This is a genomic window from Mesorhizobium sp. M4B.F.Ca.ET.058.02.1.1, from assembly GCF_003952505.1.
Taxonomy (GTDB): domain Bacteria; phylum Pseudomonadota; class Alphaproteobacteria; order Rhizobiales; family Rhizobiaceae; genus Mesorhizobium.
In genome coordinates this window covers 2,043,350-2,066,313 of record NZ_CP034450.1, presented here as the reverse complement: position 1 = coordinate 2,066,313, position 22,964 = coordinate 2,043,350, and the positions used below count along the sequence as shown (strand labels likewise).

At 66.3% G+C, this 22,964-nt stretch carries 20 protein-coding genes and 2 pseudogenes; 9 read left to right on the top strand and 13 right to left on the bottom strand.

From position 1 onward, the window contains the following. Positions 1–55: 55 nt before the first annotated feature. The 4 genes from EJ073_RS10585 to EJ073_RS10570 all read left to right on the top strand — a co-directional run bounded on the left by EJ073_RS10585 (position 56) and on the right by EJ073_RS10570 (position 4,576). On the top strand, positions 56–1,594 hold the full coding sequence (locus EJ073_RS10585; RefSeq protein ID WP_126055677.1) for a LysM peptidoglycan-binding domain-containing protein: 1,539 nt from the start codon (positions 56–58) through the stop codon (positions 1,592–1,594). 167 nt (positions 1,595–1,761) lie between these two features. After that, entirely contained in the window at positions 1,762–2,106 is a 345-nt protein-coding gene (locus EJ073_RS10580; protein ID WP_126055676.1) for a metalloregulator ArsR/SmtB family transcription factor, read from the top strand. Positions 2,107–2,124: 18 nt separating this feature from the next. Continuing rightward, positions 2,125–4,005: an ABC transporter ATP-binding protein/permease gene (locus tag EJ073_RS10575; RefSeq protein WP_126055675.1), complete on the top strand. Its 1,881-nt coding sequence runs from the start codon at positions 2,125–2,127 to the stop codon at positions 4,003–4,005. A gap of 229 nt (positions 4,006–4,234) precedes the next feature. Then, a complete protein-coding gene (locus EJ073_RS10570; RefSeq protein ID WP_126055674.1) occupies positions 4,235–4,576 on the top strand; it encodes an antibiotic biosynthesis monooxygenase in 342 nt (113 codons plus the stop codon). Here EJ073_RS10570 and EJ073_RS10565 read toward each other — a convergent pair. Further along, positions 4,555–5,448: an SMP-30/gluconolactonase/LRE family protein gene (locus tag EJ073_RS10565; RefSeq protein ID WP_126055673.1), complete on the bottom strand. Its 894-nt coding sequence runs from the start codon at positions 5,446–5,448 to the stop codon at positions 4,555–4,557. The two genes, EJ073_RS10570 and EJ073_RS10565, sit on opposite strands and share 22 nt — an antisense overlap. Before the next feature lie 187 nt (positions 5,449–5,635). Between EJ073_RS10565 and EJ073_RS10560 the strand changes: the two genes are divergently transcribed. Both EJ073_RS10560 and EJ073_RS10555 read left to right on the top strand, forming a co-directional pair. Further along, complete coding sequence (locus EJ073_RS10560; RefSeq protein ID WP_126055672.1) at positions 5,636–6,334, top strand: phosphatidylserine decarboxylase; 699 nt, start codon at positions 5,636–5,638, stop codon at positions 6,332–6,334. 3 nt (positions 6,335–6,337) lie between these two features. Beyond that, positions 6,338–7,156: a phosphatidylcholine/phosphatidylserine synthase gene (locus EJ073_RS10555; protein WP_126055671.1), complete on the top strand. Its 819-nt coding sequence runs from the start codon at positions 6,338–6,340 to the stop codon at positions 7,154–7,156. A gap of 4 nt (positions 7,157–7,160) precedes the next feature. Here EJ073_RS10555 and EJ073_RS10550 read toward each other — a convergent pair whose 3' ends face one another. Beyond that, complete coding sequence (locus EJ073_RS10550) at positions 7,161–9,383, bottom strand: AMP-binding protein (protein WP_126055670.1); 2,223 nt, start codon at positions 9,381–9,383, stop codon at positions 7,161–7,163. A 308-nt stretch (positions 9,384–9,691) separates the two neighbouring features. Then, positions 9,692–10,099 carry a 4-oxalocrotonate tautomerase family protein gene (locus tag EJ073_RS10545; protein ID WP_126055669.1) on the bottom strand — a complete coding sequence of 136 codons (408 nt, stop codon included), beginning with the start codon at positions 10,097–10,099 and terminating at the stop codon, positions 9,692–9,694. 114 nt (positions 10,100–10,213) lie between these two features. On the opposite strand from EJ073_RS10545, the gene EJ073_RS10540 reads away from it, so the two are divergent. Beyond that, a complete protein-coding gene (locus EJ073_RS10540) occupies positions 10,214–11,077 on the top strand; it encodes a LysR substrate-binding domain-containing protein (protein WP_126055668.1) in 864 nt (287 codons plus the stop codon). A 139-nt stretch (positions 11,078–11,216) separates the two neighbouring features. On the opposite strand, the gene EJ073_RS10535 is transcribed toward EJ073_RS10540, so the two are convergent. Both EJ073_RS10535 and EJ073_RS32075 read right to left on the bottom strand, forming a co-directional pair. After that, positions 11,217–12,137, bottom strand: coding sequence for a DMT family transporter (locus EJ073_RS10535; protein ID WP_245455534.1), 921 nt, complete (start codon positions 12,135–12,137; stop codon positions 11,217–11,219). Continuing rightward, on the bottom strand, positions 12,112–12,369 hold the full coding sequence (locus tag EJ073_RS32075) for a hypothetical protein (RefSeq protein WP_245455533.1): 258 nt from the start codon (positions 12,367–12,369) through the stop codon (positions 12,112–12,114). The genes EJ073_RS10535 and EJ073_RS32075 overlap by 26 nt, the downstream gene beginning before the upstream one ends. Before the next feature lie 352 nt (positions 12,370–12,721). On the opposite strand from EJ073_RS32075, the gene EJ073_RS10525 reads away from it, so the two are divergent. Beyond that, positions 12,722–13,147 carry a nuclear transport factor 2 family protein gene (locus EJ073_RS10525; RefSeq protein WP_126055667.1) on the top strand — a complete coding sequence of 142 codons (426 nt, stop codon included), beginning with the start codon at positions 12,722–12,724 and terminating at the stop codon, positions 13,145–13,147. Between the two features lie 84 nt (positions 13,148–13,231). Here EJ073_RS10525 and EJ073_RS10520 read toward each other — a convergent pair whose 3' ends face one another. Further along, positions 13,232–14,737, bottom strand: a complete 1,506-nt coding sequence (locus EJ073_RS10520; protein ID WP_126055666.1) for a peptidase S10 — start codon at positions 14,735–14,737, stop codon at positions 13,232–13,234. 255 nt (positions 14,738–14,992) lie between these two features. Here EJ073_RS10520 and EJ073_RS10515 point away from each other — a divergent pair, with 255 nt between their 5' ends. Next, on the top strand, positions 14,993–15,499 hold the full coding sequence (locus EJ073_RS10515; RefSeq protein WP_126055665.1) for an OsmC family protein: 507 nt from the start codon (positions 14,993–14,995) through the stop codon (positions 15,497–15,499). A 2-nt stretch (positions 15,500–15,501) separates the two neighbouring features. On the opposite strand, the gene EJ073_RS10510 is transcribed toward EJ073_RS10515, so the two are convergent. From EJ073_RS10510 to EJ073_RS10480, 7 genes and pseudogenes are all read right to left on the bottom strand, one after another. Further along, positions 15,502–15,723 carry a hypothetical protein gene (locus EJ073_RS10510; protein ID WP_126055664.1) on the bottom strand — a complete coding sequence of 74 codons (222 nt, stop codon included), beginning with the start codon at positions 15,721–15,723 and terminating at the stop codon, positions 15,502–15,504. A 135-nt stretch (positions 15,724–15,858) separates the two neighbouring features. Continuing rightward, positions 15,859–16,499 (bottom strand): annotated as a pseudogene (locus tag EJ073_RS10505) (hypothetical protein). 123 nt (positions 16,500–16,622) lie between these two features. Further along, on the bottom strand, positions 16,623–17,378 hold the full coding sequence (locus EJ073_RS10500; RefSeq protein WP_126055663.1) for an SDR family NAD(P)-dependent oxidoreductase: 756 nt from the start codon (positions 17,376–17,378) through the stop codon (positions 16,623–16,625). Positions 17,379–17,405: 27 nt separating this feature from the next. Further along, on the bottom strand, positions 17,406–18,875 hold the full coding sequence (gene purF / locus EJ073_RS10495; protein ID WP_126055662.1) for an amidophosphoribosyltransferase: 1,470 nt from the start codon (positions 18,873–18,875) through the stop codon (positions 17,406–17,408). 148 nt (positions 18,876–19,023) lie between these two features. Beyond that, a complete protein-coding gene (locus tag EJ073_RS10490; RefSeq protein WP_126055661.1) occupies positions 19,024–19,704 on the bottom strand; it encodes a CvpA family protein in 681 nt (226 codons plus the stop codon). A 43-nt stretch (positions 19,705–19,747) separates the two neighbouring features. After that, positions 19,748–21,165: pseudogene (gene radA, locus EJ073_RS10485) on the bottom strand (DNA repair protein RadA). Between the two features lie 205 nt (positions 21,166–21,370). After that, positions 21,371–22,861, bottom strand: a complete 1,491-nt coding sequence (locus EJ073_RS10480; RefSeq protein ID WP_126055660.1) for a replicative DNA helicase — start codon at positions 22,859–22,861, stop codon at positions 21,371–21,373. Positions 22,862–22,964 lie beyond the last annotated feature (103 nt).

The window sequence follows — 22,964 nt, the reverse complement described above, 5'->3', positions numbered from 1 at the left end:
TGGGACTCGCTAAAACACGCTAGACCGGCGTTAGGTGGCTAAGGGGCAGTCAAAAATGGCAATTAATCCATTGAAGGCGTTGTTGTTTACCGCGGGCGGCGCCATCGCTGCGGTGGGAACTGCCTATGTGTCGGGCGCGCTCGATCCCTATCTCAATCGCACGCCGCCGGCCGAGATCGCGGCGCTGGCGCCGGGCGAGACCAAACCGGCGGAAACCAAAGCGGCCGATCAGGGCACCGAGGGGCGGCTGCCAGCCGCGCCGGCGCCAGCCACCGACGCGATGGCACCCGCGGCGCCATCCGCTCCCGCAGCCCCGGCGGAAGCCCCCGCCGCGCCTGCCACGACACCCGCCGCAGCCGGGCCTGTCGCGCCGACATTCGATGTCGTGCGCGTCGAAAGCAATGGCTCGATAGTCGTTGCCGGCAATGCGGCGCCCAATTCCAAGGTCGAGATCCTGAACGGCACGACCGTGCTCGGCTCGACCGTTGCCGGTCCGGACGGCGCCTTCGCCGTCGTCCTTGACGATCCGCTGAAGCCCGGCGACTACACCATCACGCTGCGCTCGACGACCGGCGATGTGGTGACCGCCTCGGTGCAGACCGCCGTCGTCTCGATCCCGCAGAGCCCAGCCGGCCAGGTGCTTGCCATGGTCGAGGAACCGGGCAAGCCGTCCGAACTGCTTACCGTCCCGGCACCGGAGACGAAGCCCGCGGCACCCGCCACTGGCGACCAGGCGGCCGCTCCGGCGGCCGAAGCGCCCGCCGCTACGGCTCCGGCCGCGCCGGCCGCGGTTGAAGCCGCGCCAGCACCAGCGCCCGCTGCGCCGGCAACGCCGCCGGCGGCACCGGCGGGCGAGCCCAAGATCGTCGTCGAGGCGGTCGAGATCGACGGCAACAAGATCTTCGTCGCCGGCACGGCCGATCCCGGCCGCAAGGTGCGTGCCTATGCCAACGACATACTGCTCGGCGACGCCCAGACCTCGCCTGACGGCCATTTCCTGGTCGAAGCGGCGCGCGACATTCCGGTCGGCAGCTACACCATCCATGTCGATGCGCTCGATGCCGACGGGGTGAAGGTGGTGGCCCGCGCCGCCGTGCCCTTCGAGCGCGAGCCGGGTGAGTCGGTCGCCGCCGTGGCGCCGGCCGAGGTCAAGCCGGCGGAGGCAAAGCCCGCCGAAGCCAAACCAGCCGCGCCCGCGACAGCGGGCGAAGCGCCTGCTGCCCCGGCAGCCGAACCCGCTGCGCCTGCAACGACGGCCGAAGCGCCTGCTGCTGCTCCTGGCGCCGAAGCCCCGGCCAAGGTGGCTGCCGCGACGCCCGACGCCCCCGAGACGGTGGCGCCCAAGCTCGAACATGCCGATAACGCCGTCATCATCCGGCGCAACGATACACTGTGGCGGATCTCGCGCCGCGTCTATGGCCACGGCGTGCGCTATTCCACCATCTATCTCGCCAACCAGGACCAGATCAGCAACCCTGACCGCATTTGGCCGGGCCAGGTGTTCAAGGTCCCGCAAAAGTCGAAGGAAGGCGAGGACGCCGACATGAAGGCGATGGGCGACCAGATGACGACGGCGCCGACGAAGACGCAGTAGGAATTCGGCGATTGGCCAATCTCCCCCTTGTGGGGAGATGCCCGGCAGGGCAGAGGGAGCGCTGTCGCGCCAACTCCGGAAATTGCCTCCATTGCAGTGCGCAGGCGTTATACTACCCACCAGCTTAGCTTGCCCTCGCATCGTTCATCGTCTATCGCCGATGAACGATGACCGAATCCCTGACTGAACCCACCCTGGTGGGCGCTCCGCCCGGTTGCGCCCCGGACAGCCGCGCCGTCGCGGCGCGGTTCGCGGCACTTTCGCATCCGGCACGCATCGAGATCCTCAGGCATCTCGCCGCCAGCCGTTCCTGCTGCTGCCGCGAGGTGGTCGACCATCTCGACCTCGCCCAGTCCACCGTCTCGCAACATCTGAAGATACTGGTCGAGGCCGGGCTGGTCCGTTTCGAGCCCGACCGCCAGCGCTCGCGCTACGAGGTCGACCACGCGGCGCTCGCCGATGTCTCGGCGTCGCTCTCGGCGCTGGTCAAATCCTGCTGCTCCGTCGGCTAGAACAAGAAGGCAAAAAGAATGGCCGGAAAAACCGTCTCCGATTCCTCGACCCTCGCGACACTCCGCAATCTGTGGCCCTATATGTGGCCGACCGACCGGGCCGACCTGAGGGCGCGCGTCACCTGGGCGACGCTGCTCCTGGTTGTCGCCAAGGTGACGCTGGTGGCCGGCCCCTATTTCTTCAAATGGGCGACCGACGCGTTGGCTGGCGCCGCGAAGACGCCGCCGCCGCTGCCGTCCTTCCTGCTTGCGCCGGTAATGCTGGTCGTCGCCTACAATGTGCTCCGCCTCGTGCAGCTCGGCTTCAACCAGCTGCGCGACGCGCTGTTTGCCCGTGTCGGGCAATATGCGGTGCGCCAACTCGCCTTCCGCACCTTCGTCCACATGCACCAGCTGTCGCTGCGCTTCCATCTCGAGCGCCGCACCGGCGGCCTGTCGCGCATCATCGAGCGTGGCACCAAAGGCATCGAGACGATCGTGCGCTTCATCATGCTGAACACGGCGCCGACCATCCTCGAATTCGCGCTCACCGCCGGCATCTTCGCCTTCACCTACGGCTGGAAATACGTGGCCGTTGTCGCTGTCACCGTCTGGATCTATGTCTGGTTCACGGTCAAGGCGAGCGACTGGCGGATCTCGATCCGTCGCGACATGAACGACAGCGACACTGACGCCAACACCAAGGCGATCGACTCGCTGCTCAACTTCGAGACAGTCAAGTATTTCACCAATGAGGCCATGGAGGCCGAGCGCTTCGATCGCTCGATGGCGCGCTATGAGACCGCCGCCACCCGCACCTGGACCTCGCTCGGCTGGCTGAACTTCGGCCAGGGCGTCATCTTCGGCCTCGGCACCGTCATCGTCATGTGCATGTCGGCGCTGGAAGTGCAGGCCGGCACGCAGAGTGTCGGCGACTTCGTCTTCATCAACGCCATGCTGATGCAGCTTTCCGTGCCGCTCAACTTCATCGGCTTCATCTATCGCGAGATCCGCCAGGGGCTGACCGACATCGAGCACATGTTCGACCTGCTCGACGTGCGGCAGGAAATCGTCGACAGGCCGGACGCCAGGCCTTTGGTGGTCGGCGCAGGCAAGGTCGAATTCCGCGACGTGCATTTCTCCTACGATCCGAACCGCAAGATCCTGAAGGGCGTCTCCTTCGAGGTGCCGGCGGGTAAGACGGTCGCCATCGTCGGCCCATCCGGGGCCGGCAAGTCGACCGTCTCCAGGCTGCTGTTTCGTTTCTACGACGTCCAGTCCGGACAGGTGCTGATCGACGGCCAGGACATCAGGGACGTCACCCAGGAGAGCCTGCGCGCGGTGCTCGGCATGGTGCCGCAGGACACCGTGCTGTTCAACGACACCATCGCCTACAACATCCGCTATGGCCGCGTCGGGGCCAGCGAGGAGGAGGTGCGCAAGGCAGCCGAGCTCGCCCAGATCGGCCCCTTCATTCAGAAACTGCCCGAGGGCTACCGCTCGATGGTCGGCGAGCGCGGGCTGAAGCTCTCCGGCGGCGAGAAGCAGCGCGTGGCGATCGCCCGCACCATTTTGAAGGCCCCGCCGATCCTGATGCTCGACGAGGCGACCTCGGCGCTGGACACCCAGACCGAGCAGGAGATCCAGGCAGCCCTCGACCTGGTCAGCAAGGGCCGCACCACCATCGTCATTGCCCACCGCCTGTCGACGGTGATCTCGGCCGACGAGATCATCGTGCTCAAGGACGGCCAGATCGCCGAACGCGGCACTCATGCCGCGCTCCTGCGCAAGGATGGCCTCTACGCCTCGATGTGGGACCGCCAGCGCGAGGCGACCGAGGCCGAGGAGAGGCTGCGCGTCGCCCGCGAGAGCGACGAGCTGGGTGTCATCGTACGGAGAAGGACGTCGGAGGTCAGTTAGCGCCTCTTCCTTCTCCCCTTGTGGGAGAAGGTGTCGCCGAAGGCCACGGATGAGGGGTGCTTCCAGCACCCCTCATCCGTCTCGGCGCTGCGCGCCGATCCACCTTCTCCCACAGGAGGAGAAGGGGAAGTCGGCGCAAAATTTCCCCTTGACCTCAACCTATCTTGAGCTTGCAAACCGTCTCCGAGCCCCTGAGAAATGAGCTTTTCCCAAACGGAGACAGATCGAAATGAGCAATAAAAATCAAGGCAATGGCAGCGTGTTCCGGGTCGATAAGTTCGTCGTCCCGGTTGAAGCCCGCGAGGAGATCATCGGCAAGGTCCGGATGACCCATGAACTGCTGCGCCGGCAGGAGGGCTTCGTGCAGGATTTCCTGCTCGAGCAGTTCTCCGGGCCGGGCGAGTTCAACCTCGTCACCATCGTCGAATGGGAAAGCCAGGCAGCGGTCGACAAAGTAGTGCCGATCGTCAAGGTCGCGCACGAGCGCATCGCCTTCAATCCGCAGGAGACGATCGCCCGGCTGGGTGTCCGGGCGGATATCGCCAACTATCAGCGTCTGCCCGAACTGTAGGAGGGCCAGCCCGCGCCTGGCGCGGGTGCGGCGACGCTCAGCACCTGGCCGGTGCGGGCGTCGCTGATCATGTGCTCGAAGCCACGCCATTCGGCAGCCGTGATGTAGAGTGTCCTGCCGTCAGGCCCGCCGAGCATGCAGGCAAAGCAGCCGCGATCGGCTTCGACCCTGTCGAGCTTTATGCCGCCGTCGCGCACCCTGACGCAATGCCGGTTGGGCACGTCGGCGTACCAGATGCAGCCTTCGGCATCGATGCATATGCCATCGGGATAATCGTTGCCGAGATCTGCCCAGACACGGCGGTTGGTAAGGTTGCCATCGGCCGCGATATCGAAAGCGGTCAGTCGGTTGGCGTGGGATTCGGCGACGATCAGTGTCCGGTTGTCCAGCGTCACGGCCATGCCGTTGGCGAAGGCGATGTTCTCGGCCACCTGTCGCACCTCCCCGTCCTGCGTCACCAGGACGATGGTGCCCGGTCCGAAATGCTGGCCCGCCGCCGGCGCCGGCCCGCCGCCATTGACGTAGACGTTGCCGCGCCCGTCGACCACGATCTCGTTCCACGGGCTGTTCGACAGCGGCCTGAAATCGGCATGGGTGACGAGCGTTCCATCCGTTTCCTGCCGCAGCAACAAGCCTTCCCGGCCGGATATGACAAGCAATCGTCCATCCGGCAGCCAGTCGATCGAATAGGGCAGGGTGGCCGGTATTTTGAGCATGATTTCGCTGTTGCCTTCGGCATCGATGGCAATGATCTCGCCGGTTCCCCAATTGCAGACCCACAGCCGCCCCTCATGCCAGCGCGGCGACTCGCCGAAGGCGAGGCCCTCAGTGATGACCTTGGCGTCAATTGCAGACGATTTCGGCGATGGCATTTGGCGGGCTCCCTGGTCGAGTTGTCTAGCCAAGGACGAGCGGAAAGGTCGAGTTCCGACAGCATAGGCAAAAAATATGGCTGCGCGCCGTGCCGGCGTCGCACCCAACCTCTCCCAATGTTGCGTTGCGGGCAGGGGGGCTTTCCGCTATTGAGGCCGGACCTGAAACAGGGACCGTCCCAGCCCGATGAGCATCGTCGACACGATCAAGAATACGCTCGTTCCGATCCATCGCGAGGGCTATCCGTTCATCGCCGCTTTTGGCGCAGGCACGCTCTTCCTCGGCTATTTCTCCTCGATCCTGTTTTGGATCGGGCTGATCCTGACCGCCTGGTGCGTCTATTTCTTCCGTGATCCCGAGCGCGTCACGCCGGTCGACGACCGGCTGGTGGTGAGCCCGGCCGATGGCATCATCTCGGCGGTCGGGCCGGCCGTGCCGCCGCGCGAGCTTGGCCTCGGCTCTGGCGAGATGACCCGCATTTCCGTGTTCATGAACGTCTTTTCCTGCCATGTGAACCGCGCTCCGGTGCGCGGCCGCATCACGAAGATCGAGCATCGGCCCGGAAAATTCCTCAACGCCGAGCTCGACAAGGCAAGCTCGGAGAACGAGCGCAACGGGCTGGTCATCGACAGCCCCAACGGCACCGTCGCCGCCGTGCAGATCGCCGGCCTGGTGGCGCGGCGCATTGTCTGCTGGGCCGAAGCCGGCGGCTCGATCGCGATCGGCGAGCGTTTCGGGCTGATCCGCTTCGGCTCGCGTGTCGATGTCTTCCTGCCGCTGAATGCCGTGCCGCGCGTCGCCGTCGGCCAGACGGCGGTCGGCGGCGAGACCGTACTTGCCGAATTCGGCGGCGCGGCGGCGACGCCGCTGGTCAGGATTTCCTGAGCCGTGGGCGCGCCCTTCAAGAAATTCGAGGCGCACGCCAGCGGCGGCCCGCGCATCCGCGAGATCCCGATGCGCATGGTGCTGCCCAATCTCGTCACTGTGCTTGCCATCTGCGCCGGCCTCTCCGGCATCCGCTTCGGCTTCCAGGGCCGCTTCGAGCCGGCGGTGGTGATGGTGCTGCTCGCCGCCTTCCTCGACGGCATAGACGGCCGCCTGGCGCGCATGCTGAAGGCGACATCGAAATTCGGCGCGCAGATGGATTCGCTGGCCGATATCGTCAATTTCGGCGTCGCGCCGGCGCTGGTGCTCTATGCCTTCCTGCTCGACCGCGCCGGCTCGTTCGGCTGGATCGCGGCGCTGCTGTTCACCATCGCCTGCGGCTTGCGGCTCGCCCGCTTCAATGTGCTTGACGACGAGAAGGCCGACCGGCCGCTGTGGCAAAGCGAATATTTCGTCGGCGTGCCGGCGCCGGCGGGCGCGGTGCTGGTGATGCTGCCGCTCTATCTCTATTTCCTGCGGCTGGGACTTGAGCCGACCCGTCTCGCCGCCTTTGTCGCCACCGGCTTCACCGTGCTCGTCGCCTTCCTGCTGGTCAGCCGGCTGCCGGTCTATTCGGGCAAAAGCATCAAGGTGCCGGGCGACAAGGTGTTGCCGGTGATCCTCGCCGTGGTGCTCTACGTCCTGCTTTTGATGACCTACCCCTGGTACACGCTGACCGCTTCGGTCGCCGGCTATCTGGTCTTCCTGCCGCTTTCCGTGCGCGCCTATTCGAAACGCGCCATGCGCGAAGGCGAGAAGGTGCCGCCTTCGGATATCGGTTAAGGCGCTAGGCCGCGGCGCTCAGCCCCAGTCGGTCGATCGCCAGCCTGCGGGTCGAGACGTAGTCGGTCTTGCCCGAACCCAGCACCGGGATCTCCTCCACCTTGATGATGTCATTGGGCACCATCAGTTCGGCCGCGCCCGCCTTCTTGCCGAAGGCGCGTAGTTCCTCCGGACTGGCATCGTCGGCCGTGGTCACCAGCACGATGCGCTCGCCGCGTCTTTTGTCCGGCACCGCGACGGCGGCGTGGCGTTCTTCCGGCCACAGCGACTGCACCAGCATCTCGACCGCGCCCAGCGACACCATCTCTCCAGCGATCTTGGCGAAGCGCTTGGCGCGGCCGCGAATGGTGATGAAGCCGTCGCGGTCGACCGAGACAATGTCGCCGGTATCGTGCCAGCCATTGAGCGGCTGCAACTCGCCAGGCCGGTCGGCGGTCATGTAGCCCATCATCATGTTCGGCCCGTCGAGCCACAGCCGGCCGGCATCGTCAATGCCCTCGACGGCTTCGAGCTTCATGCGGATGGCTGGCAACAGCCGTCCGACCGTGCCGTCGCGGCCATGGATGGCGGTGTTGACGGCGACGACCGGGGCGGCCTCGGTCAGCCCAAAACCCTCGATGATTGATGCGTCGAAGCGCTCGCGATAGACGCGGCGCGTCTCCGGCTTGACCGCCTCGGCGCCGGCGACGACGAAGCGCAGGCTGGAGAAGTCGCCGTCCTTGGCGGTGCGCGCATAATTGGCGAGGAAAGTGTCGGTGCCGAACATGATCGTCGGCCCGACCTTGCGCGCGATCTCGGGGATGATCTTGTAGTGAAGCGGCGAGGGGTAGAGGAACAGTTTCACGCCGGTGACCAGCGGCAGGATGGTGCCGCCGGTCAGTCCGAAGGAGTGGAACACCGGCAGCACGTTGAGCAGGGTGTCGGCGGGCGAGATGGTAATGCGCGCCTCCGCCTGCATGGCGTTGGCGAGCAGGCTCTTGTGCGACAGCACCACCGCCTTGGGCGTGCCTTCCGAGCCCGAGGTGAACAGGATCACCGCTGGCTTTGCCGCATCCTGTGGCCGCAGCGGAAAACGCCACAGCAGCGCGGCCGCGAGCTTGTCCAGCATCGTCACGCTCTGGCGCACATCCTCCAGCCAGAGCATTTTGGCGCCCCCCGCCTCGACCGCCTCGGCGATGTCGGCGAGCCCGGCCTTCTCGATGAAGGCGCGGGAGGAGACGACGGTTCGGATGACGGCGGTGCGCACAGCGGCGGTGACGCTTGCCGACCCGGCGGTGTAGTTGATCATCGCCGCCACCCGGCCGGCCGAGATGAGGCCGACGAAGGACAGCACCACGCCGTTGGCGTTGGGCAGCAGCAGCCCGACCGCTTCGCCAGGCGCCGACACCGCCTCGAAGCGGCGGCCGAGCACGCGCGCGCCGATGAACATCTTGCGATAGCTGAGCGCGCCCGAGATGACGTCCTCGATGATCGGGTGCGAGGCGCCGACTCTGGTTGCCGCGTCGCGCATGGCGAGGAACAGGCCGCGGTCGAGATTGGTGCCGAAGAGCCTGGCTTCCGCGAAGCGGTCGAACAGCGCGTTGGTGTTAGAGGCCTGGTCAGGGTTGCGCGCCACCAGCTCGGCGATCGTCATAGGCTCCAGCACGCTTATCGCGAGGCGCGGGAACCAGTGGCGCGGCGCCCGGTCCGCCGGGGTCAGCGACACCGGCAGGTCGCGCGCGCCGGCGATGAAGATCGGTACGATGCTGGCGTCGGCCTGCATGGCAATGCGGGTGATGGCGCGGAACAGGCGAAAGGATTTGACGTCAGGCTCGACCGCATCGGGCAGATAGACGGCAAGCCGGCCCTTGCCCTTCAGCACCCTGACCAGCCGGCGACTGACGAAGACATGCTCGGCATTGAAGGCGATGGTGCGGCCAAGCTCGCGCCATGGCTCCAGCCAGGGCGAGCGCGCCGACGCATCGTCGAGGATGTGCAGCGTGTCGTCCGGCAGCAGCGATAGCATCAGCGCCGGCTCGAAGCGCGACTGATGCGAGATCACATAGATGACCGGCGCCTTGGCATTGCGGGCGACGCGGATGCGCTCGTCGGCGATCCGGTAGGCGAGCTTGAACGGCACATAGAGCAGCGCCTGCGTGAAGCGCAGGCCAAGCCGCATCGTTTCGAGTATGCCGATCAGCAACCACGCCGCGACGAGGCCTGCAAGCAGCGCCAGGGTCAGGATCATTGCCGCGCTCTCCCAACGTCCTCCACGTCGCGGCTCTTGAGCGGCCGCTTCGGAGCCAGAGGGTAGCGCAAGCGCGGGCGACGTCAATGTGGACTGAGTGCCCTCTGGCCTTCTCCCCTTGTGGGAGAAGGTGGATCGGCGCGCAGCGCCGAGACGGATGAGGGCTGCTGGAAGAAACTCGGTCGCTAGAAAATCAAACGATTTTCGGCGCTTATCTTGTCGATGCAGCGATCCGTCCAGCACCCCTCATCCGACCGAGCTTCGCTCGGCCACCTTCTCCCACAAGGGGAGAAGGAGAGGGCGCCGGGCTACGCCGCCTTCAGCCTGCCGCTGATGAAACGGAACTCCTGCGTCTTGCCGCCGTAGCCATAGGCGGCGGCCGGAACCTCGTGCACGAAGGCGTAGCTCTCCTCATGCACGCCGCCCAGCAGGCGGCCGAAGGCGGCGAAGATCGCCTGGAGATAGGCTTCGAGCTCGAGCTTGGTGTTGGTGCCGTCGACCACCTTGATGTCGAGCCAGAAAGTATTGGAATCATGCTCGGCCAGCGACTTGCCGCCGGCGAACCAGTGCTGCGGATCGATATAGCTGATGGCGACCGCGGTGATGGTCGGGTCCTTGCGCAGCTGCTTGGCGGTGATCTCGGTCACCTCCTTGGCGATAGTGGCGGACAAAGCGGCGTCGGGCTTGCCGGTGACGCTGACATTGATGATCGGCATTTTCTTTCTCCTCGTTGTGAGCGGCGCTTCCTCGCCGTTGGAAGAAACCATGTCACGATCATTGAATCAAAAAAATCGAATTGTTTCGAAGAAAAGATTCGATATCATCGAATTATGCAAGTGCTCGACCCAGACCTCCTCAGGACCTTCCTTGCTTTCGTCGATGGCGGTTCCCTGGCGAATGCGGCTTCCGTCGTCGGCCGCTCGCCGTCGGCGGTGACGGCGCAGATGCAGCGGCTGGAGGAGATCGTCGGCGAGCCGCTGCTTGCTCCCCAAGGCCGCGGGCGCGGCCTGACGCCCGCCGGCGAGGATCTGGTCGGCCATGCCCGACGCATCCTCGCCGTCCACACCGAGGCCTGGCTGGCGCTGAAGGGCGCGCGTGCCGGCGGCCGCGTTGCCATCGGCACGACGCAGGATTTTGCCGATCGTGGCCTGCCGGAGCTGCTGCGCTCCTTCGCCGTCAGCCATCCGCGCGTCAGGATCGAATTGCGCGTCGGCCGCTCGGCCGAGCTTGCACAGGCACTGCAGGCCGGCCAGCTCGATCTCGCGATCACCATGCGCCAGGCCCCGGCATCGGACGAGGTCGCGGTGATCGGCGAGCCGATGCGCTGGCTCTGCTCGCAAAAAGGGCTGGCTGCGCGCGAAGAGGAGTTACCTCTGGCACTGCTCGATCCGCATTGCGGTTTTCGCGAAGCAGCGCTTGCGGCGCTCGACGCGGCGGGCCGCCGCTATCGCATCGCCGCCGGCAGCGCCAGCCTCGCCGGCCTGCGCACGGCGGTCGATGCCGGCATCGCGCTGACCCTGCGCACGGCGCGCTTTGCCCATTCCGGCATTGTCGAAGCGCCGCGCGAGCTTGGCTTGCCGCCGGTTCCGACGGCCGAGTTCGCCATCCGGCTGCGGCCGGAGGCCGACCGGCCGGCGCGGGACCTGGCCGCGCTGTTCGGCGAGGGGCTCGCACCCTCGGCAATCCCGGGCTGAGCGTCGCGCAAAGAAAAAGCCGACCTAATGGGCCGGCTTTAAGTAGGGCGGGTCGAGGGGTTTGGGGGGACTTGGGGGTGACCCGCCACAACAACAATGCCTCAGTCGGATGATGGTTCCATGACCGGCAAAATATTTTTCAGTTGGCGGCGGACCGCCTTGCCGCCAGCCAGTCGCGCCCGGCATGGGCGAACACCGCGCAAAGCACGATCGCGCCGCCGATGATACTGGCTACCGGTGGGATCTCGCCCAGGAACAGGAAGGCGAACAGGATCGCGAACGGCACTTCGGCGGAGCCGAGCAGGCCGGATTCGGGTGCCGGGATCAGCCGCGAACCCTCCGTCCAGAGAATCGAGGCCAGCGCGAAGGATCCGCCGAAGGCGGCAAGCAGTAGCGCATCCCGTGCAGAAACCGCCAGCGGATCGGTGACGAACCAGCCGAAAACGAACAGAAGGAAGGCCGAGACCGCGCCCGCCCACACCACCGGCGTGTCGCGGAAGGCGCGCACCATGATCATGTAGAGTGCGCTGCCGGTGGTCATCAGCAGCGCCAGCCCATCACCGAAAAGATGACCGGTGCCGAAGCCCGCCCACACCATGACGCCGACGCCGCAGAGCGACACCGCGGCGGCGAGCATCGTCTGCAGCCGGACCTTTTCGCGCACCAGCAGGAAGGCGAATAACGCGGCGATGAAGGGCGAGGTCGCGTAGATGACCGCGACATTGGCGACATAGGTGAACTTGAAGGCCGCGATGAAGGCGATGCTGGCCGCGGCGCCCTCGATGGCCAGCAGCCAGCCGCGCCAGCCGAGCCGCAGGCTTTCGCGCCCGCCGGAGCGCCTGCGCCGCCACAGCACATAGAGCGCGATCAGAATCGAGCCGACGAAACCGCGCCAGCAGGTGATGGTCAGCGGATCGGCATGGATCGATTTTGTCAGCACGCCGGTGAGGCCGAATACGACGGCGGAGGCCGACACTAGAGCGATGCCCACGGTGCGTTGGGCGGCGGCCTTGGCCGCGCCATCGGGCAATGTGTCAGTCATGTCGAGGGAATCGGTCATGCCCCAGTCTACGCTCCCCTGCTGACATGGTTCCGTCAGTTGTTGTCCTGAAGCCGTTTGCGGAAATGCTCAGCCGCCGCCCGCCGGTCGCCGCGCGGGCGGCGAGGATCGTGATCGACCGGAAGAACATGATCTGCCAGACGCTGACGCCGGCGACCAGCAGCTTGATCGCGGCGTCCAGCGCCGAAAACAGGAAATAGGCGCCGCCCGTCAAGAGGATGGCGGCCAGCACCGAGGATGGCGGCCAGCGACATCGGCCATGCGGCACCGGCCTGCGGACGTTGCTTGCTTGGAGCTGAGCCAACCCCTGGCCCAACAGGACCAGCCTATACGGGCGATGGCCAGCGCGGCGCTACGCCAGCTCCGGCCTTGCGTTGGGGCACAGGCTGACGGCCTGCAGCTCGCATGGACAAAAGCCACCTGACGGGGCCGAGCAAGCCCATGTCCGGCGCCTTGCAATGCTGGACGGCCACAGCCCAATCAGGTAATTTTGAGGCTTGCGGATTGATCGGCGTGGCTCGCTCGGGCAGCGGACTAAGGAGAGGGTGCGCCAATGCGTGCGCTGCATAAGTCCGGGAATTCCGATGACTGATGTGATCGATCGACTGGTGAGGGCGATGAACGCGCACCAGCTCGACGCTGTCACCGCACTCATCCACGAGAACTACCGCAGCGTACAGCCGGCCCATCCGGGCAGAGCCTTTGTCGGGCGCGACCAGATGCGCGCCAACTGGGAGGCCATGTTCGCGGGCATCCCTGACTTCCACGCGACGGTCACGCGCTCGGTCCAGGACGGTGACACGACCTGGACGGAATGGCATTGGTCCGGCACTCGCCGCGACGGGCAGCCCTTCGAGATGCGCGGGGTCACGCTGTTCGAGATCGTCGACGGCCGGATTGCGGCCGGGCGACTGTATCTGGAGGACGTCGAGCGGCAGGTTGTCGGCATCGAAGACGCGGTCGAAGCCCTCTCCGGGCGCCGTCCGCCAGCTGCTGGCACCAGTTCGTGACCTCACGACCGCCCCGAAGGGCACGCTCCGCCGCTAAACCGGCCTGTCGCGATGATGCCTCGCTCCGCCGATCAGGACACGACCCTATTGCGTTGCCTGGTAGAGCTCCGCCGCCGCCTCCTTCAGCGCGCGCCTGCCGTCCGGCCTGAAATACATCATGTGCCCGCCCTCCACGACATCGACGCGGATGGGCCTGGCATCGGCGAGCGGTGGGACCTGGTTCACCAGGTAGCGTGAGGCGAGATAGGGCGTGACGAGGTCGGTGTAGCCGTTGACGATGACGACGCCGAGGGCTGGGTTCAGCGAACGGGCCCGCTGCAGATCGTCCATCACGCCGGCATAACCTTGCCGCGAGGTGCCGTAGTCCCAATTGTGGGTGACGTCGCCGTTGAGCAGGCGGTAGCTGATATCGGTGTGGAAATTGAGCTCGTCGCTGATATAGCCGACAAAGGCCGAGGTGAGCGCCGGCACGCTGCGGTCGAGCACCGGATCGGGACCGGCGATGCGGGCGCTCTCGGGCGCGATGTCGGCGGTGCCGATTGTAGCGTCATAGGGGCTCAGCACCTTGCCTTTGGCGCGGGCGAATTCCCTTGCGAACAGCGATGTCGGGATGCGGGCGAAATTCCGCTGGACGAGGTCGAGCGGCAGGCCGGTGATGTCGGACACGCGCTGGCTCGCCAGCCGTCCGCCTTGCTCCAGCCCGCCGGCCAAGGCGGTCAGGTAGTCGCCCATGGCATAATGTTCGACCTCGGCGAGCTTTTCCCGCAACGCATCGCCGCTGACGCCTTCGCTGCGCAGGCGCACCGCCGCCAGCGATGGCAGTTCCAGCGCCCAGTGCAGCGGCTCGAATTCGTCTGGCTGCACCAGCATGAATTCCAGCGCCGGCGAGATCAGCACGATGCCGCTGGGGCTGATGCCGACATCTTCCTGCAGCGTCCTCGCCAGCAGAGCCGCGCGGAAGCCGCCATAGCTTTCGCCGGCGAGGAAGAGCGGCGAAGCAGTGCGGCCGTTCTGCGCCAGATAGAGCCGGATGAAGGCGCCGATCGAACTGGCATCCTGATTGACGCCCCAGAAATCGTGCGTGTCCTGGCCGGGCGCCTCGCGGCTGTAACCGGTGCCGACTGGATCGACGAAGACGAGGTCGCTCATGTCGAGCCAGCTGTCCGGATTGTCGATCAGTTTTTGCGGCGAGGGCAGGAATTCCCCGTCGGCTCCGGTGGCGATGATGCGCGGGCCGAGCGCGCCGAGATGCAGATAGGCGGAGGCCGCGCCGGGGCCGCCATTGAAGACGAAGGTGATCGGGCGGTGGGGTTCCTTCGCCGCATTCGCTGGCGGCGGCAGCGTATAGGCGACGTAGAAAATCTCGGCCGTGACATCGCCCCTGCCGGAAAGCAGCGACAGCGTGCCGGCCTTGGCCTGATAGTCGAGCTTGCGTCCGGCGATGGTGATCGAATGGTTCGTCGTCTGCGGCTGCGGCAAGAGCGACAGCACGCCGCCCGCTGGCGCCGGCGGCTCGGTGGTCCCGGCAAGGACCGGCTGGGCGAAGGCGGCAAGAGCCAGCAGGGGGACGAGTTTCAGCTTGAACCGCATGATGCCTCCGCGGGAACGACTTCCGCATAGGTATGGTCGAGAGGGTCGAAGTCAAAGGGGCGTCTCAAGACTTGGGTTCCTCGCCCTCGCCAAGGGCGGCGGAGAGGTGGCCGCGAAGCGGACGGAGAGGGGGCTTCGTAGGGCGCTCCCCTTTCCGTCTCGGCTTCGCCGAGCCACCTCCCCCCATTTCAGGGGGTGAGGAACCCAAGCCGGAATAATGTGCTATCAACCACCAAAGTATCGAAAGGAGCGCAAATGGACGCCACCGCACTCAAGGCCATGCAGGCGCCTCTGAAGGAAGCCTATCGCGAGGACGCCTCGAGCGCTCTGATCACGCTTCGCGCCAGGGGCTCGATCGACGACCAGTCGATCGCTTGCAAGGTGGAGACGGGCAGGGCGCTGGCCATCGCCGGGCTGCACCCCGCGACCGGCGGGACCGGGCTCGAGCTCTGCTCGGGCGACATGCTGCTCGAGGCGCTGGTGGCCTGCGCCGGCGTGACGCTGAAGGCGGTGGCGACGGCTCTGGAGTTCAAGCTCGGCGCTGCCACGGTGCAGGCGGAGGGCGATCTCGATTTTCGCGGCACGCTGGGCGTTGCCAGGGAGGCGCCGGTCGGCTTCCGCGCCATCCGGCTCAGTTTCGACCTCGACACCGACGAGCCGCAGGAACGCATCGATTCGCTGCTCAAGCTCACCGAACGCTATTGCGTGGTGTTCCAGACCATCAGCACCAAGCCTGAGCTGACAGTCAGCGTGAAACGCTGAAGCTACTGCGCCGAGGGCTCTTCGGCATCCCCTTCGTCGGTGAAGGGCGAGGCGCTCGGCACGCACTGCACCGCCCAGCCCTGGGGTGTCGGCTGCTTCTGGTATTCGGTGATGGCGTTGGTGCATTGTTCGCGGGTGTCGAAGGTGCTGGGCAGGACCACCATGCCGCCCTGCGGGCCGGCGATCACCAGATACCAGACCAATGCTACGCTGGGAGCAGCCATGGGAATTCCTCACTGTGTTGGTGTGGGAGAGTCGGCCGATCCTAGCAACTCCGGGCGAGCGGTGAAAGCTCGCCCGGCGCGCGGTGCTTGCGCGCGACATCACAGCCGCGTGATGTCAATCCCGCTCTTCAGGCGTCATTCGACGGCGAAGCAATAGAACAGGCCGTCGCCGCCAGTGCCCTGCAGCGCCTCCTGGCTGCAGCCGCCACGCGAGGCATGCGAGGAATTCCACGACTTGGCCGCTGCCGAATCGTCGAGCCCGGTGCGGTCGTGGTGGCCCATCATGGCTGCGCCGTCGGCGCCGCTCATCGTCCAGTCGCCGCAGGTCTGGTCGGCGATCTTGGTGCCGTCGGGCTTCGAGCCGGTCAGCACGTCATGCCGGTTCGGCTTGTCGCCGCGGCCGTTGACCACCTCGCCCTTCTCGTTGAGCGCCGTCTGCTTGGAGATGGCGTTGGCGTCGCCGTGCAGCGAGGCGACATCGTCGGCGATCTTCTCACCCTTGGCGTTGAACCAGGGCCCTTGCCGATGCGGTCGCGCGCATCCTCGGCACCGGTCGACAGATAGGCATGCCAGGTCTTGCCCTTGACGCCGGCGGCTTCGGCCAGAGAGGCGCAATGGGCGTCGGCGCCCTTCAGCCCGCCGAGATCGGCGCCCTTGCCGGAACCGACACTGGTGACGAAGAAGCTCATCTTCGCGTCTTGCGAAAGGGCGGCGCCCGCCGTGACGGCAAGGGCGGCGGCAGTCGCGGTGGCGGCAACGAGAATGAGTTTGCGCATGGCGGTCCTCCGGTTTCGAATGTTCTACATTCGAAGAACGTAGCCGGAGGCGCATTTAATCCCTGACGCCGGTCCCCCAAATGCAGCGGTTTGGGAAACGACATGCAGATAAGCGCCGAAGCTCTATTCCGGTTGCCGGTAGGCGACGAAGCGGTCGTGCTTGGCCTGGAAGATCAGTCCGGTTTCCTTCAGCTCCGGACTTGCCAGCGGCAGGATGCGCCTGGCGATCTCGGACGGATGCGGCAGCGTCTCCGGATCCTCGCCGGGGACGGCCTGCGCGCGCATGGCGGTGCGGGTGGCGCCGGGGTCGGCGGCGTTGACCCGCAGCGGCAGGCTCTGCGTCTCGTGCGCCCAGGAGCGCATCATCGTCTCGACCGCCGCCTTGGAAGCTGCGTAGGGCGCCCAGAAGGCGCGCGCCGAATGCGCCGCGTTGGAGGACATGATGATGGCGCGGCCGGCATCGGAGAGGCGGAGCAGCGGATCGACCGAGCGGATCAGCCGCCAGGTCGAGGTGACGTTGATCGTCATCACCTTTTCGAAGGTCTTGGCCTCGACATGGCCGATCGGCGAGATGACACCGAGCACGGCGGCATTGGCCACCAGTATGTCGAGTTTGCCCCAGCGCTCGTGGATGGCGCCGCCGAGCCGGTCGATGCCGGCCATGTCGGCAAGGTCGAGCGGCACCAGCGTGGCCTCGCCCTTGCCGGTCCTGTCATGCTCGGCCTTGATCTGGTCGTCGAGCTCCTCGAGCCCGCCGACGGTGCGGGCCACCGCGATCACATGCGCGCCGGCGGCGGCCAATTCCTTGGCCATGAAGTAGCCGATGCCGCGCGAGGCGCCGGTGACGACCGCCAGGCGGCCGGAGAGGTCGAGGGTCATGCGAGAGCTTCCGTGAGGTGATCCGGCCTATGCGCCGCTCGTCGCCAGCAGCGACAGTGTGCGCACATTGTCGTGGCCTTCGAAGTCGAGCAGGCGGGTCGGGTATTGGCCGGTGAAGCAGGCGTCGCAGAATTGCGGCTGGTCGTTGTCGCGGCGCGCCTCGCCGACGGCGCGGTAGAGCCCGTCGATTGACAGGAAGCCGAGCGAATCGACACGGATGAATTCGGCCATCTCTTCGACCGACATGCGCGAGGCGAGCAGCTTCGACTTCTCCGGCGTGTCGACGCCATAGAAGCACGACGCGCTGGTCGGCGGCGAGGCGATGCGCATATGCACCTCCCTGGCGCCGGCGTCGCGCACCATCTGCACGATCTTCTGGCTGGTGGTGCCGCGCACGATCGAATCGTCGACCAGCACCACGCGCTTGCCCTCGATCATGCGCCGGTTGGCGTTGTGCTTGAGCTTGACGCCCATGTGGCGGATCGAATCGCCGGGCTGGATGAAGGTGCGGCCGACATAGTGGTTGCGGATGATGCCGAGCTCGAAGGGAATGCCGGCGGCCTGGGAAAAGCCGATCGCCGCCGGCGTGCCGGAATCCGGCACCGGCACGACGATGTCGGCCTCGACCGGGTTTTCCTGCGCCAGCTCGGCGCCGATGCGCTTGCGCACCTCGTAGACGTTGCGGCCCTCGACCGAAGAATCCGGCCGCGCGAAATAGACATATTCGAAGATGCAGAAGCGGGTCTTCTGCGGCTCGAACGGGAACAGACTCTCGATGCCCTTGGAGGTGATGACCACCATCTCGCCGGGCTTGATGTCGCGCACGAAGCGGGCGCCGATGATGTCGAGCGCGCAGGTCTCGGAAGCGAGGATCCAGGCGCCGTCGAGGTCGCCCAGCACCAGCGGCCGGATGCCCAGCGGATCGCGGCAGCCGATCATCTTCTTGGCCGTCATGGCTACCAGCGAGAAGGCGCCCTCGACCTGGCGCACCGCGTCGATGAAGCGCGAGTTCAGGTCGCGCTCCTTGCTGGTGGCGACCAGATGCAGCAGCGTTTCGGTGTCGGAGGTCGAGGAAAAGATCGAGCCCTGCTTCTGCAGCGCGCGCTGCACCGTCAGCGCATTGGTGAGGTTGCCGTTGTGGGCGACGGCGAGACCGCCCTCGGAGAGTTCGGCGAAGAAGGGTTGGATGTTGCGCAGGCCGGCGCCGCCGGTGGTGGCGTAGCGCGTATGGCCGATGGCGCGGTTGCCTTGCAGGCTGTCGATGACGCGCTGCTTGGTGAAGGTGTCGCCGATCAGGCCGACATGGCGTTCGACATGGAACTGGCTGCCGTCATAGGAAACGATGCCGGCGGCTTCCTGGCCGCGATGCTGGAGGGCGTGCAGGCCCAGCGTGACGATTGCCGCCGCGTCCTGCCGGCCGAAAATGCCGAACACGCCGCATTCGTCGTGGAAATGGTCGTCGGCCTCGGCGGATAGCACGTCGCCTGCGTCTGCCATCGAAACTGCCATGAGGGGCTCAAGCTCCGCTAAAATCGCCATATAAGGCGATCGCTCGTCGAAAGCAACGCATGCCTTGCGGCGTTCACACCAACGTCAATCCCCGGGGAAGCGCCCGCCTTGCCGCGGGCGCTCGTCTTGGCGGCGATCAGTTTGCCGGCGCCGGAGTGGCGGGAGCCGGCGCCGGCGCGTTGTCGGCAGGCGCTTCGCCTTCATTGTCATCGACCGGCGCATCGGCGTCATCGCCGTTTGCCGGCGGTTCGGCCGCCGGCTGGTCGGTCGTCGCGCCGGGCGCCGCCGGAGTTTCAGCCGCGGGCTCGCCCTTGTGGGTGTATTTGTTGACGAGCTCTTCCGTGTTCTCCGGCAGCAGGCTTTCGAGCTTCGCGCCGATCGTCTCCAGCAGCGGCCGCGACTTGGCGTTGGCGACCCAGCCCGGCGCCTTGGCCCCGGCCAGCCAGTTGAAGAACAGCAGCGCCACCGCGACCACCAGGATGCCGCGCGCCGCGCCATAGAGGAAGCCGAGCGTGCGGTCGAGCGCGCCGATCCGGGAATCGATGATCCAGTCGGCGAGCTTCATGGTGATGACCGAGACGACGATCAGCGCGATGACGAAGACGATGCCGGCGGCCGCCGCCATGGCGATCTTGTCGTTGTCGACATAGGGCTGAACGTAAGGCAGCACCGGCTTGTAGAAGAAGAAGGCCGCCACCGCCGCCGCCACCCAGGAGACGATGGAGAGTACCTCGCGCGAGAAGCCGCGCACCATGGCGAGCATCGCCGAGACCAGGGTGAAGCCGACGAGAATTCCGTCAAGCAGCGTAATCGGCATGTCCTTCGCCCCACTCCATGTCTCTACCGCTCGACGAGCCGCGTCATTCTTGCTCCTCGACGCGGCTGCGCCGTGAGCCGGCTATGCGCGCGACGAGGTCGGCAAGCTCGGTGGGCTGGAAAGCGCCGGCCCCGATCCCCCAGCGCCATTGCCACCGACAAGGTCCTCGCTGCCCAAGGGCAGTACCGCGCTACCGAAACCCAGCTTTTCGGCCTCTTTGAGGCGCTGCTGCGCATGCGCAACCGGCCTCACCGCACCCGACAGGCTGATTTCGCCGAAATAGACGCAATCGGCAGGAAGGGCAAGACCGGTGAGCGACGAAACCAGCGCGGCGGCGACCGCCAGATCGGCAGCCGGCTCGCTGATCCGGTAGCCGCCGGCAACGTTGAGGTAGACGTCATGCTGGCCGAAGCGCACACCGCAATGGGCCTCCAGCACCGCGAGCACCATCGACAGCCGCGCGCCGTCCCAGCCGACGACAGCGCGGCGTGGCGTGCCGAGCGAGGAGGGCGCCACCAGCGCCTGGATCTCGACCAGCACCGGACGCGTGCCCTCCATGCCGGCGAAAACGGCCGCTCCTGGCGACTTCGCGTGGCGCTCGCCGAGAAAAAGCTCGGACGGGTTGGCGACTTCGCGCAGGCCCTTGTCCGACATCTCGAACACGCCGATCTCGTCGGTCGGCCCGAAGCGGTTCTTCACCGTGCGCAGGATGCGGTAGTGGTGGCCGCCTTCGCCCTCGAAATAGAGCACGCCGTCGACCATGTGCTCGACGACGCGCGGACCGGCGATCTGGCCTTCCTTGGTGACATGACCGACGAGCACGATCGCCGCTCCTGTGGATTTCGCGTAGCGGATCATCGCCTGCGCGGCGGCGCGCACCTGGGTGACGGTGCCGGGCGCCGAATCGGCAAGGTCGGTCCACAGCGTCTGGATCGAATCGAGGATCACCAGGTCCGGCCGCTTGCCGTCAGCGATGGTTGCGAGGATGTCCTCGACATTGGTCTCGGCGGCGAGTTCGACCGGCGTCGAGGCGACACCGAGGCGCTGCGCGCGCAGCCTGATCTGCGCGACGGCTTCCTCGCCGGAGACATAGACGATGCGGTGGCCTCTTGAGGCGAGCGCGGCGGCCGCCTGCGTCAGCAGCGTCGACTTGCCGATGCCGGGATCGCCGCCGACCAGCAGCGCCGAGCCGCGCACGAAGCCGCCGCCGGTGGCGCGGTCGAGCTCGCCGATGCCCGAAACGATGCGCGGCGCGTCCTCGATGTCGCCGGACAGGCTGGTGAGCACGACGGCACGGCCCTTGCGGGCGTTGCGGGTGTTGGCCGGCCCGGAGCCGATGCCGCCGGCCGTGCCTTCCTCGACCAGCGTGTTCCACTCGCCGCAGGCGTCGCACTTGCCGGCCCAGCGCTGGTGCACCGATCCGCAATTCTGGCAGATGAACTGAACGCGCGATTTAGCCATTAGATGCGGCCCGATATTGGACAGGTCGGCGGGACAGCACCCCCCTCTGTCCTGCCGGACATCTCCCCCAGCAGCTTCGATCCCGGCGCCCATCTTGCAATCTCCGCGATTGGCGAAAGCCGACGCGACAGCTGATCTCCCCCCTGAGGGGAGATGGCCGGCAGGCCAGAGGGGGGGGCGAAGGAATGAGGCCTTTCTCAAGAGCTCACTCAAACCGATCCGGCAGATGGTGCTCTTCCGCCAGGTCGGAGAAGCGGGTGAATTCGCCGTGGAAGGCGAGGCTGACCGAGCCGGTCGGGCCGTGGCGCTGCTTGGCCACGATCACCTCGGCCTTGCCGCGCATCTCGTTCATCTCGTTTTCCCACTTGACGTATTCCTCGGTGCCGAGTTTCGGCTCGCGGTTCTTGAGGTAGTATTCCTCGCGATAGACGAACAGCACCACGTCGGCGTCCTGCTCGATTGAGCCGGATTCGCGCAGGTCCGAGAGTTGCGGGCGCTTGTCGTCGCGGCTTTCGACCTGGCGCGAGAGCTGCGACAGCGCGATGATCGGCACGCCGAGCTCCTTGGCCAGCGCCTTCAGGCCGGTGGTGATCTCGGTGATTTCCTGCACGCGGTTCTGCGAGGCGCGGGCGGAGGAGCCCTGCATCAGCTGGATATAGTCGATGACGATGAGGTCGAGGCCGCGCTGGCGCTTCAGGCGGCGTGCGCGGGCGGAAAGCTGGGCGATCGAGATGCCGCCGGTCTGGTCGATGAACAGCGGGATCTTCTGCATGGTCTGCGAGCAGGCGACCAGCTTTTCGAAATCCATCTCGGAGATCTCGCCGCGACGGATCTTCGACGACGAAATCTCGGTCTGCTCGGAGATGATGCGGGTGGCGAGCTGCTCCGACGACATTTCCAGCGAGAAGAAGCCGACGACGCCGCCATTGGCGGCCTTGAACGAGCCGTCGGCCTGCTGGGCAGGCACATAGGCCTCGGCGATGTTGAAGGCGATGTTGGTGGCGAGCGACGTCTTGCCCATGCCTGGGCGGCCGGCAAGCACGATCAGGTCGGAAGGCTGCAGGCCGCCCATGCGGCGGTCGAGGTCGCGCAGGCCGGTGGCGATGCCGGACAGGCCGCCGTCGCGCATATAGGCGGCGTTGGCCATGTCGACGGCGGTCTTGACGGCGTCGGTGAAGCTCTCGAAGCCGCCGTCGTAGCGGCCGGTCTCGGCCAGCTCGAACAGCCGCCGCTCGGCATCCTCGATCTGGTCGGACGGCGACATGTCGACCGGGGCGTCATAGGCGATGTTGACCATGTCCTCGCCGACGGTGATCAGCGCGCGGCGCGTGGCGAGGTCGTAGATGGCGCGGCCATAGTCGGTGGCGTTGACGACGGTGACGGCCTCGACGGCGAGCCGCACGACATACTGCGCCACCGTCATGTCGCCGACCTTTTCGTCCGCCGGCAGGAAGGTCTTCAGCGTGATCGGGGTCGCGATCTTGCCCATGCGGATGAGCTCGGCCGCCACCTCGAATATCCGGCGGTGCAGCGGCTCGTGGAAATGCGCCGGCTTGAGGAAGTCGGAGACCCGGTAGAAGGCGTCGTTGTTGACGAGGATGGCGCCAAGCAGCGCCTGCTCGGCCTCGATGTTGTTCGGTGCCTCGCGATAGAGCGGTTGCTCCGCCACGCCGAATTTGCGTGCTGCCTCAGCCATGATATCCCCGATTTCGATCCCGACCTCTCGATAGCAAGAACGAGATGAGTCGGTGCTGACCTTTCTGCATCACCCGAAGGCCAATCAGCCTTGATGCCCGCTG

Bases quoted from the DNA above. Each gene is read 5' to 3' on its own strand.
- EJ073_RS10585 (WP_126055677.1), top strand. From the start codon at position 56: ATGGCAATTAATCCATTGAAGGCGTTGTTGTTTACCGCGGGCGGCGCC.
- EJ073_RS10580 (WP_126055676.1), top strand. From the start codon at position 1,762: ATGACCGAATCCCTGACTGAACCCACCCTGGTGGGCGCTCCGCCCGGT.
- EJ073_RS10575 (WP_126055675.1), top strand. From the start codon at position 2,125: ATGGCCGGAAAAACCGTCTCCGATTCCTCGACCCTCGCGACACTCCGC.
- EJ073_RS10570 (WP_126055674.1), top strand. From the start codon at position 4,235: ATGAGCAATAAAAATCAAGGCAATGGCAGCGTGTTCCGGGTCGATAAG.
- EJ073_RS10565 (WP_126055673.1), bottom strand. From the start codon at position 5,448: ATGCCATCGCCGAAATCGTCTGCAATTGACGCCAAGGTCATCACTGAG.
- EJ073_RS10560 (WP_126055672.1), top strand. From the start codon at position 5,636: ATGAGCATCGTCGACACGATCAAGAATACGCTCGTTCCGATCCATCGC.
- EJ073_RS10550 (WP_126055670.1), bottom strand. From the start codon at position 9,383: ATGATCCTGACCCTGGCGCTGCTTGCAGGCCTCGTCGCGGCGTGGTTG.
- EJ073_RS10545 (WP_126055669.1), bottom strand. From the start codon at position 10,099: ATGCCGATCATCAATGTCAGCGTCACCGGCAAGCCCGACGCCGCTTTG.
- EJ073_RS10540 (WP_126055668.1), top strand. From the start codon at position 10,214: ATGCAAGTGCTCGACCCAGACCTCCTCAGGACCTTCCTTGCTTTCGTC.
- EJ073_RS10535 (WP_245455534.1), bottom strand. From the start codon at position 12,137: ATGACCGATTCCCTCGACATGACTGACACATTGCCCGATGGCGCGGCC.
- EJ073_RS10525 (WP_126055667.1), top strand. From the start codon at position 12,722: ATGACTGATGTGATCGATCGACTGGTGAGGGCGATGAACGCGCACCAG.
- EJ073_RS10520 (WP_126055666.1), bottom strand. From the start codon at position 14,737: ATGCGGTTCAAGCTGAAACTCGTCCCCCTGCTGGCTCTTGCCGCCTTC.
- EJ073_RS10515 (WP_126055665.1), top strand. From the start codon at position 14,993: ATGGACGCCACCGCACTCAAGGCCATGCAGGCGCCTCTGAAGGAAGCC.
- EJ073_RS10510 (WP_126055664.1), bottom strand. From the start codon at position 15,723: ATGGCTGCTCCCAGCGTAGCATTGGTCTGGTATCTGGTGATCGCCGGC.
- EJ073_RS10500 (WP_126055663.1), bottom strand. From the start codon at position 17,378: ATGACCCTCGACCTCTCCGGCCGCCTGGCGGTCGTCACCGGCGCCTCG.
- purF (WP_126055662.1), bottom strand. From the start codon at position 18,875: ATGGCAGACGCAGGCGACGTGCTATCCGCCGAGGCCGACGACCATTTC.
- EJ073_RS10490 (WP_126055661.1), bottom strand. From the start codon at position 19,704: ATGCCGATTACGCTGCTTGACGGAATTCTCGTCGGCTTCACCCTGGTC.
- EJ073_RS10480 (WP_126055660.1), bottom strand. From the start codon at position 22,861: ATGGCTGAGGCAGCACGCAAATTCGGCGTGGCGGAGCAACCGCTCTAT.